Below are 10,321 nucleotides of genomic sequence, written 5' to 3' on the forward strand. Positions count from 1 at the left end.
AGGCTGGAATTTTGCTGAAAGTGATGCAAAATTTGGAAAGGTTCGTGCCAGGCACCCTGGATTCCCGCCTTCGCGGGAATGACGGCAAAAGAGCAACGGCATATGTCCAATTCTTGATTGGAATTGCTATAGCCAATAATCAGATATCAAAAAAGGGGTAGGAGAGTTCCCTCTCTTCTACCCCTTTGAATATTCAAGCCAGCAAACCGTCATCCGCTTATCGGATCATTTCAGATGATTTATTCCTCAAGCAACAGCGGAAAAACCACCCCGGGGCTGACTATCGGGATCCACCACCATTTCAGAGCCCAGATCCGCCACTTGGGCGTCCAGCTCCATTATTTGAGCGGTCAGATCCACCACTTCACCGCTGGTTTCACCGGATTCAACACCGGTCAATAGCGCCAAGGTGGTTTCGTAAAAGGCATCCAGACCCACCTGCACCAGGGAATAGGTCTCATCAATGGTAGAGGTGACGGATTCGGTCATGAGATTGAGGGCACCCAAAATTTCCCGGGCTTCCTGAAAACCCTTGTCGATGGCCCCGCCAACCAGCCCCATATAGCTGTCCAGCTGCTCCTGGGGATCCATTTCCGGATGCGCTTGGGCATATTGATCGAAAAAGCTGGTGGCCATGCTGACGATATAGTTGGCGGTGGTTTCCGGGGTCAACTCCTGAAGATCTGGAGAACCAATGGGCTCCAGATCCGGCGTAGAAGCCAGATAGCCGTTCAACTCGGCAATGGTCTCTTCCAGCAGCAACCGCTGGGCCTGCATCATCGCAGCCTGATCGGTGAGGGAAACCACTTCGTGAACGGCATGAGCATCCGCTTTTTGGGTGGATGGAGTGGGGATCAGACTGGATGGTGCGCTACGTGAGCCTGAAGCCCGGTTGTCAAAACGGTAAAGATCGAGTGAGCCAGATTCCTGCAAGGTTAACATGTGCTTCTCTCCCAACTGGTTTATGGTGATGTGCAGCTTGTAGATGGTGCTTTTTACAGCTTGTTGGGTCGTGCTTGAACAGCTTATGGGTCGTGCTTGAACAGCTTATGGGTCGTGCCTGGTACAGCTTATCAAGAGCCGATGGATGACGGCCTATAGGATATGAATCGGTCTTTTTGCCAAGACTCTGAAACAAAAAAGCACTCCCCGGAAAAATTCTTTCCGCCAGAGAGACAAACAGAAGGGGCAAAAAATCGGCAGGATCAATTTTCTTTCTGAATGGCCAATGCCTTGCGGTAAAGAGCTGTCGAGGAAACCCCAGACCTGGCCGACACCTTGCGGGCGGCCAGCTTGCTGCCAAGTCCCTCAGCCAGAGCCTCCTTGAGCCAAGCGGTGATCTCCTCAGGGGAGGCTTCTCGGGGGGTAGCTCCCTCCACGACCACCACCATCTCCCCCCGGGGTGGATTTTGGCTGAAAAATTTCTCCAACTCCCCAGCACTCCCCCGATGCCAGGTTTCATGGATTTTGGAAAGCTCCCGAGCCACCACCACCCGCCGCTCCTCCCCCATCACCCGGGCGATATCTTTCAGAGTGGCGGCTATGCGTTTGGGGGATTCAAAAAAAAGCAGCAGCCGGGACTCTTCCGAAAGCCCTGAAAGCAGATCCTGCCGGGCTTTGGCTTTTTTCGGCAAAAATCCCTCAAAGAGAAACCCCCCCTGCCCCAACCCCGACCCCGCCACGGCGGTGGTCACCGCAGAAGCGCCAGGAAGAACGGTGACCTGAATGCCCTGGGCAATGGCCTCCTGCACCAGGGGCAAACCGGGATCGCTGATGCCGGGAGTGCCAGCGTCTGAAATCAGAGCCATGGAAATTCCCTGGCCAAGCTCAGCCAAAATTTTCGGCAGACGCTGACGGGCATTATGGTCGTTAAAACTCATCAGCGGCGTGGTAATTCCATAGCGCTCACAGAGAATTCGGCTGGTGCGGGTATCTTCTGCCAGAATCCGCTCCACCTCCGCCAATACCCGGACTCCCCGGTAGGTCATATCCTCCAGGTTGCCGATGGGTGTCGGAACAATGTACAACTCTCCCAAAGCCATTTTTTTTACCTACTCAGATCCGGTGGAAGCCATGCGCCTCAATCCATTATCATCCATAGCAGTGGTCATTGACCGAGCCTGCCAACACGGGTTTGGCTCCGGATGGCCCGTCATGGCCTTGCTGATCACCTTGAGCCTCTCTGCTTGTACCACGCCCATCGCTCCAGACAAGAGCCCACCGACAGACAAACCATCGGTCAGCGACAAAACCGAACCCGGCAAACCCACCGCCCCCCCCACCCCGGAAGATATTCATCTGCTTCAGGAAGCGGACGAAAGTCTGGAGATGGACGATCCCGAGCGGGCCGAATCCAACTATCGCCTGCTGGTGGATAAATTTCCCGGCACCCCCCTGGCCACCGAAGCGATGGTCAAACTCGGCAAAATGTTGATCGACCGGGGGGGGGCTGATGAGGTCGAAGGGGAATCCCTGTTACGCGCAGCCACTCAAAACCATCTCCACCCCTTTGCCTGGGAAGGGGCCTGGTGGTTGGGGGATTATCTCACCCGGCAAGGGGATCGGGAGGAGGGCTGGGGTTATCTTTCCGCTGTGATCCAAAATGACACCCCCCGGGCCGACTCCGCCTGGCTTAGAATTGTGGAGAGCTATTTTAGCGCCGATCCCATGGAAAGCACCGTTTCCTTTTATCGGTCGATGCCCTCCCCCCTGACCCAAACCCAGTTGCAGGGCATCTTTATGGCGGCGGATCTGCTCTCCAGACCCCGTTTGGAGGCTTTTTTAACGCTCCAACCAGCAGGCTCCCCCATCCGACCCGTGCTGGAACTCTTCATGGGAGACCGACTCCTCCAGGACGGCAATGGTCCGGGTGCGAACCAATGGTGGCGTCAGGCCATGGTGAGCGGTCAAAACATGCCGACCATTCAAACCGAAGCCAAACACCGCCTTTATGAGCCTGCCAGCAGTGACAGCCCCTTCCTGGTGGGATTGATTCTGCCCCTCTCCGGCAAATATGCCACCCTGGGAAACAACCTCCTGCAATCCGCCCAAGCTGCTCTGGCAGACTATCGGGATGTGCCCATTGAGCTGATGGTGGAAGATAGCCACGGCACCCCTGAAGCCACGGCCACCGCCATGGAAAAACTACTGGACGCCGGGGTGGAGGTGGTGCTGGGGCCGCTCTTGCACCGCAACGCCATTGCCGCCGCCAAAATTGCCGCCAACCAGGATATCCCCCTTCTTGCCCTGAACCCCCACCAGGATATCGCCGAAATGGGGGGGGTCGGTGAGAGACAAAAGGTCTTTTTGAACGCCTTTCAGCCCACCCGCCAAGCCCAGACCATGGCCCGTCACGCTGTTTTGGAGCGAAAGCTGAAACGATTTGCCATTTTGGCTCCTCGATCAAACTATGGGGAGTTTATCGCCGAAGCCTTTACCACGGAGGTGGAAAAATTGGGGGGGAAGGTGGTTCGGGTTTCCCACTTTCCAGCCAAGGTGCCCGACTTTTCGGACGCCATCAAAGCGCTGGTCCATATGGACGAAGCCTCATCCAAAGCGCGGATGAAACGCTCCTGGCAGGTCGCTTCCCTGGATCCTGCCGACCCCATTGCCCCCCGCAAAGAGCGGGATCTGGAGCCTTGGGCCGACTTTGATGCCCTGTTTTTACCCACAGGTGCCGAGCAGGTCCGACTCATCGCCCCCCAAGCCGCCTTTTTCAACATTCGCCAACCCACCGTCGCCCTCCTGGGCACCTCTCTCTGGAACCGCCCGGAACTCCTCTCTGAAGGGACCGATTATCTCAAAGGGGGGGTCTTCTGCGATACCGATGCCCAGGCCCGGGAGCAGTTTCAAAATAATTATAAAAAAACCTGGCTGGAAAAACCGGCCAACCTTGCCATGCTCCCCTATGACGGCGTCGCCACATTAGCCCAACTCCTGCGCAATCAACGCCTGGGTGGCACCAACTGGCGAGATGGCATTACCCGCCCCTTGGGATTTCGGGGGGCAGCGGGACGGCTCAGTTTTTCCGAGGATGGCCTGGGACAGCGGGATTATCTGCTCTTCAAGGTGGATCGGGAGGAGATCTTGCCCCACATCCCCAAGCTGAAAAACAAACAGCCTGCCAACCAACCCACCACAGCCAAAACCGCTGCCAGGTAAAATTTTGGGGGCAAACAACAAAACCATTCTGCAACCACACCCCATCAGCCCCTCTACTGGCACTCCACCTATCTCCAGACGCTCCTGAGCAGGGGCTGATCAAGGTTCCATCAATAGGGCTGAAACCGCCTCAGCCTGAGGGCATTGCTCACCACCGTGACACTGGAAAGCCCCATGGCCGCCGCAGCAAAAATGGGTGAGAGCAAAATTCCAAACCAGGGAAACCAGACCCCTGCCGCCAGGGGTATGAGAATCACGTTGTAGGCGAAGGCCCAAAAAAGATTTTGCCGAATGTTGCGGATGGTCGCCCGGGAGAGCTGAATGGCGGTGGCGGCACCATTGGGATCCCCCGCCATGAGGGTGATGTCGCTCGCCTCCATGGCGATATCGGTGCCGGTGCCGATGGCAATCCCCACATCCGCCCGGGCCAACGCCGGGGCATCGTTGATACCATCCCCCACCATGGCGACCACTTTGCCAGCCTGCTGCAACGCCTCGATCCGCTCCGACTTTTGGCCGGGGAGCACCTGGGCAAACACTTGCCGGATACCGAGTTCACCGGCGATGGCTTGGGCGGTCTTTTCGTTGTCACCAGTCAGCATCACCACCTCCACCCCCATCCCCTGAAGGCGCTCAACAGCTTTTTTGGAGGCCTCTTTCACCTGGTCGGAAACCGTCACCACACCAGAAACCACCCCATCCACCGCCACCAGCATGGCGCTCTCTCCGGCCTCCTCAAAACGGGCCATCTCATCCAGGTGGGCGGCAATATCCACCCCGGCTTCCCCCATCATCAAACGGGTTCCCACCAGCACAGTTTTTCCTGCCACCCGGGCACGAACGCCTTGGCCAGGGATGGCTTCGAAGGCTTCCGGCTCAGGCAGTTCGGAATGCAACGCCCGTCCCCGGGCCACAATCGCCTCGGCAATGGGGTGTTCTGATTTGGTCTCCACACTGGCGGCCAGCAGCAACCCCTGCTCATCCCCGGTCCAATGGTTGAGTTTGGGCTCTCCCTGGGTCAGGGTGCCGGTTTTGTCAAACACCACGGTATCCACCTTGTGGGCGGTTTCCAGAGAAGCCCCGGAGCGGATCAAAATGCCATTTTCCGCCCCCTTCCCCGTCCCCACCAAAATGGAGGTAGGGGTCGCCAGCCCCAAGGCGCACGGGCAGGCGATGATGAGCACCGAGACAAAATTCAACAGCGCATAGGTCAAGGCTGGCTCCGGCCCAAAAAACCACCAGACCAGGAAAGTAACCGTGGCAATACCGATCACGGCAGGCACAAAGATCGCCGCGATCCGATCTGCCAGGCGGGCGATGGGAGGCTTGGCCCCCTGGGCCTTCTGCACCATATCCACAATCCGCGCAAGCACCGTATCCCGCCCGACCTTTTCAGCCACAAAAGTCACCGACCCGGTTTTATTGAGGGTGCCGCCAATCACCTCTTCCCCCGGCCCACGGCTGACAGGCAGGGATTCCCCAGTCAGCATCGATTCATCAATGGCCGTGACACCCTCCCGGATCACCCCATCCACCGGTATTTTTTCCCCCGGACGCACCACTATTTTATCCCCCACCAGCACCTCGGAGAGGGGAATTTCATGCGCCTGCTTGCCCCGAATCACCCGGGCGGTGGGGGGAGTCAGCCCCATGAGTTGACGGATGGCCTGGGAGGTTCGGCCCTTGGCACGGTTTTCCAAAAATCGACCGAGGAGAATCAAAACAATGATGGCGCCGGAGGTATCAAAATAGACTGCGGCTGCCACCCCCTCCACCGCGAAAAGTTCCGGCATCAGCAGCACGGTCAAAGAGTAGAGGTAAGCGCTGAAGGTGCCCACCGTCACCAACGTATGCATGTTGGCGGTACCGTGGCGGGCGGAGGCGATGGCGCTGGCATGAAAATGCCACCCCACCCAAAACTGCACCGGGGTGATCATGAGCCACTGCAGCCAGTGGTTGGACTCCCGGCTCATGTCGATCAAGCCATCGAGCCCCAGATGCCACCAGTGGACCAGAAAAAAATTGGCAATCACCAGGGTGGCCCCGGAAAAAAGACGCTTTTTGATGGCGTCATGCTCCTTCAACCGCTCCGCCTCGGCCAGATCCCCCAGGGCCGCATCAGGAGCCAGCTGAATGAGATCAAACCCGACCTTTTTCACCGCCCCCTGCAAAAGATCGAAGGTGACCACCTCCGGGATAAAGCGGACGCTGGCCTCCCGGGTGGCAAGATTGATCCGGGCTTCGCTCACCCCGGCCACACCCTGCAAGGCCTTCTCCGCCTTGGCCACACAGGAGGCACAAGAGAGCCCCTGAACGGCAAACACTTCCGAAACAGACGGCACCCGAAAGCCGATGCCCGTGACAGCCGTCACCATCTCCTCCAGGGAGATCGCACCCGTCACCGTCGCCTTGGAGGTGGTGAGATTGACCGAAGCCTTCTCCACCCCCGAAAGCCCCGCCAGAGTCCGCTCCACACGCCCGGAGCAGGAAGCGCAGGACATGCCGGAGACCGGTATGGTCAGAGTGGCCATAAACCCCCCATTCATCATCCATGAAAAGAAAAACGCGATGGATCCAGCACCCAGGCGCCCAGATCCTGATGATCGTCCAAACCCGGGATCCACTTCCAAAACAGCCTCACCCCCCGGGAATATATGGTCCCGGAGGGTGATCTGTTGTCAGCCTGAATCGATACCCTGGATTATTTTAGCCTTAAACCCCCCCCAGGGCCAATCGCCGTTTGGGTGATACGACTTCGCTCCCGCCAATCAAAATGGCTGGATGGGTCAGCTGTTACCTCTGGGACCGGGACAGTTGGTGAAAGAGCCAGCCGGGGTGAAAAAGGTATCCAGCTGCTTCTTTTGCGTCTCGGTCAGGGTGCCGAGCAGGGTTTTGAAGCTGGTAGCGGTGGCGGTGCGTTTGGTAAACATCTCTTCCATCGCCTTGGAGCGGGCCTCTACCCCTTCCAGAGTGGTCTCATAGGTGCCGTGCATCACCTTGGGCATCTCCCGACGCAACTGCGAAGTCACCACCGCGGCCTTGGCGTAGGCCTCCCAGCTTTTTTCCTGTTCAGGGGTGATCTGTAGTTTTTCCTTGAGCGTGGTCAGATTTTTTTCTGCGGTCGCAGCATCCGACCCCATCATGCCGGGGAGCAAGGATCCTTGACCACCCCCCATCATCCCCGGTCCACCCATCATCCCCGGTCCACCCATCCTGCCCGGCCCACCCATCATGCCGTGACGGCCCCCCATCATCCCCTGCTGGCCACCCCAACCTCCCATCCCCGGTCCACCCATCATCCCCGGATGCCCCCCCCACCCTTGGGTCGCACCGCTGTTTTGACCCCAACCGCCGCTGTTCATGCCGTGGCTGTGTCCATCCACCACATAAAAAGCCCCGACCACCAATGCCAACCCGGCGACACTCATCAACACCTTTTTACCGATTCCCTGTTTCATGACCATCCTCCATCTGAATAATTTTGAAAGTGTGCTGCTGCCCTGGAAATTAATTTGCCACTCTTAGTGATTTTTTTAAAGCATTTTATTGTAAGTTTTGTATACTGCATACAAGAATATATGCATAAATTGTGACTGCACATTAAAAACAATACAGAACTATTAATTGATAAATATAATTGTCGCAACCCCGTCACAGTTGGCCCATTGTGTCGCAATTCAGTCATCATTTGGGGTTTGCCAATGGCTGCCCAATGGCGTTTCATAGGTCTTACGAGGAGAGGGGCCGGTTGCCTGGCTTCAAAATGGTCGTTTTCAGGATGGAGGTAAGGTGATGGGGGAATCAGATCGGATATTGATCGTCGAGGATGATGAGGATACGCGCTCCCTGGTGCAGGACTATCTGGGGGAAAACGGCTGTGAGACCCAAGGGGCCGGCAATAGCGATCAGATGTGGGAAATCCTGCAATCCTGGGAGCCGGATGTGATTGTCATGGATATCATGCTGCCGGGGGAGGATGGCCTCTCCCTCTGCAAGCGACTCACCATCGAGCCCAAAACCCTGCACATTCCGGTGATCATGTTGACCGCCCGAGGCGATGAGATGGATCGGGTGATTGGGCTCGAAATGGGGGCGGATGATTATCTACCCAAACCCTTCAGCTCCCGGGAGTTGCTGGCCCGGATCAAAAGCGTGCTCAGAAGATCCCGGGCCGCTCCCAGGGAACGCCACCCTGAAGAGATCACCCGGATGATTTTTGCCGATTGGACCCTGCACATCAAAGCCCAACGGCTCACCTCTCCCGACGGGGTGATGGTGGATCTCACCAAAGGGGAATTTGTGCTGCTGCAAGCTTTTTTGCAACACCCCAACGAAATTCTCGACCGGGACCGAATCATGGAGATCTATCGCATGCGGGAGGCGACCATCTATGACCGATCCATCGATGTGCAGGTGGGGCGCATCCGCAAGCGGCTTAAAGAGGATCCCAAACAGCCAAAAATATTAAAAACCGTCTGGGGCAAAGGGTATATGCTTTCGGTACCGGTGGAGGAGGTGTGATGAAGTGGCTGTGGCCCAACACCTTGCGTAGCCAGATCATCCTGATTCTGTTTACCGGGGTAGCGCTGGTGCTGCTGGCAAGCGCCGCCATCCACCTCCACGACCGCTCCCAGGCCCTCTCCGCCTTTGGTGGCCAACAAACCGCCCAGCGCCTGGCCTCCATCATCCAACTGCTGGACCCCCTCTCCCCCCAGGAGCGGGAGCGGGTTGCCGCCATTGTCACCACCCCCTTGCAATATATTCGCTTCATGGCCACCCCCCCCACCCAAACTGGAGAGTCCAGTCATAACAGCCACGAAGCCCAGGTCAAAGCCCTTCTGCAACGCTATCTGGGCCAGCAACGCCCCTTGCAGGTCACGGTGATGGGGGTTCAGGAAACAGATGAAACAGAAGTGGAGACGGCAACAGAACCACAAACCGAAGCGCCCCCCTTCAGGCGGGGGCCACCTCCCCACATGGGTCGTGATTGGCGTGGATTTCCCGGCCCTCCCCCTTTTGTCATGGAAGCGCGCTGGATGCGTCATAACCACCAACGCCACCAGGTGATGATGAACCGTATCTTTCCCCAGGGAATCTCCTTCCTGGCCCAGGTGGAGCTGGCCGACGGCAGCTGGGTGGAGTTTCACAACCTGCTGCCCCGCAAAATGTTTACCTGGCCCAAGCATCTGCTCTACTCCATGGTGCTGCTGTTTGCGGTGGTCACCTCCCTCTCCCTTTTGGCGGTGCGCCTGACCACCCGCCCATTATCGCTGCTGGCGGATGCCGCGAGGGGGCTGGGGCAGGATCTCAATCGCCCCCCCCTCCCCCTGACCGGCCCCCGGGAGGTGCGCCATGCCGCCCAGGCCTTCAACACCATGCAGGCAAGGCTCGTGCGCTATGTTCAAGAGCGGACCCAACTTCTGGCCGCCATTTCCCACGATCTCAAAACCCCCATGACCCGCATGCGCCTGCGGGTTGAAAATCTCAAGAATGAACCCACCCGGGAAGAACTCCTGAAAAACCTCACCGAGATGGAAAACATGACCCGGGCGGCCTTGGACTATATTCGGGGCATGGAGGGAATGGAGCCCCTGCAACGGGTGGATGTGGCTTCGATGCTGGAACGGCTGGAGGAGGAGTTTCAGGAGATGGGGGCTCAAGTCACGCTCCAATGCGCTGAAATCCCCCCCTTTCCCCTCATGCCCGACAGCTTCAAGCGCTGTCTGGCCAACCTGATCTCCAACGGCATCAGCTATGGGGAGCAGGTGGCGATCACAGCACGGATGGTCCAGGATCGACTCCACATCACCTTGATCGACCAGGGGGAAGGGATTGTGGAGAGTGAGATGGAGCGGGTGTTCGAACCCTTTGTGCGTCTGGAAAAATCCCGCAATCGCCACACCGGCGGCACTGGCCTGGGCCTCTCCATCGCCCGCAACATTGCCCGGGCCCATGGGGGGGAACTCACCCTGAAAAATCATCCGGAAGGGGGGTTGGAGGTGCTCCTCGTGCTACCAAAAGGCAAGGAAGAGAAGGGCTAGAAAACGAATGCCGCGCCCTCCCCCCCTGCTGAGAAAATCACTCTTTTTCGGAGCGCACCTTGACGGTCAATTCGGCGGGCTCCCGAAAATGCAGATCCCGCTGGGGAAAGGGGATTTCT

The 10,321-nt window shown here is 57.8% G+C and carries 7 protein-coding genes; 3 read left to right on the forward strand and 4 right to left on the reverse strand.

The annotated features are described in order from the left end of the window. Nucleotides 1-246: 246 nt before the first annotated feature. Together HQL52_18905 and rsmI are read right to left on the reverse strand one after the other, a co-directional pair. Nucleotides 247-942, reverse strand: a complete 696-nt coding sequence (locus HQL52_18905; GenBank protein ID MBF0371515.1) for a DUF5610 domain-containing protein — start codon at nucleotides 940-942, stop codon at nucleotides 247-249. A 263-nt stretch (nucleotides 943-1,205) separates the two neighbouring features. Further along, complete coding sequence (rsmI, locus tag HQL52_18910; GenBank protein MBF0371516.1) at nucleotides 1,206-2,042, reverse strand: 16S rRNA (cytidine(1402)-2'-O)-methyltransferase; 837 nt, start codon at nucleotides 2,040-2,042, stop codon at nucleotides 1,206-1,208. Nucleotides 2,043-2,154: 112 nt separating this feature from the next. On the opposite strand from rsmI, the gene HQL52_18915 reads away from it, so the two are divergent. Continuing rightward, a complete protein-coding gene (locus tag HQL52_18915; GenBank protein ID MBF0371517.1) occupies nucleotides 2,155-4,161 on the forward strand; it encodes a penicillin-binding protein activator in 2,007 nt (668 codons plus the stop codon). Nucleotides 4,162-4,271: 110 nt separating this feature from the next. Here HQL52_18915 and HQL52_18920 read toward each other — a convergent pair whose 3' ends face one another. Both HQL52_18920 and HQL52_18925 read right to left on the reverse strand, forming a co-directional pair. Continuing rightward, complete coding sequence (locus HQL52_18920) at nucleotides 4,272-6,692, reverse strand: copper-translocating P-type ATPase (protein MBF0371518.1); 2,421 nt, start codon at nucleotides 6,690-6,692, stop codon at nucleotides 4,272-4,274. A gap of 255 nt (nucleotides 6,693-6,947) precedes the next feature. After that, nucleotides 6,948-7,619: a Spy/CpxP family protein refolding chaperone gene (locus HQL52_18925; protein ID MBF0371519.1), complete on the reverse strand. Its 672-nt coding sequence runs from the start codon at nucleotides 7,617-7,619 to the stop codon at nucleotides 6,948-6,950. Between the two features lie 334 nt (nucleotides 7,620-7,953). Here HQL52_18925 and HQL52_18930 point away from each other — a divergent pair, with 334 nt between their 5' ends. Both HQL52_18930 and HQL52_18935 read left to right on the forward strand, forming a co-directional pair. After that, a complete protein-coding gene (locus tag HQL52_18930) occupies nucleotides 7,954-8,682 on the forward strand; it encodes a response regulator (GenBank protein MBF0371520.1) in 729 nt (242 codons plus the stop codon). Beyond that, nucleotides 8,682-10,202 carry a HAMP domain-containing protein gene (locus HQL52_18935; protein MBF0371521.1) on the forward strand — a complete coding sequence of 507 codons (1,521 nt, stop codon included), beginning with the start codon at nucleotides 8,682-8,684 and terminating at the stop codon, nucleotides 10,200-10,202. Before HQL52_18930 ends, HQL52_18935 begins: the two co-directional genes overlap by 1 nt. Nucleotides 10,203-10,321 lie beyond the last annotated feature (119 nt).

Source organism: Magnetococcales bacterium, from assembly GCA_015232395.1.
Lineage (GTDB): Bacteria > Pseudomonadota > Magnetococcia > Magnetococcales > JADFZT01 > JADFZT01.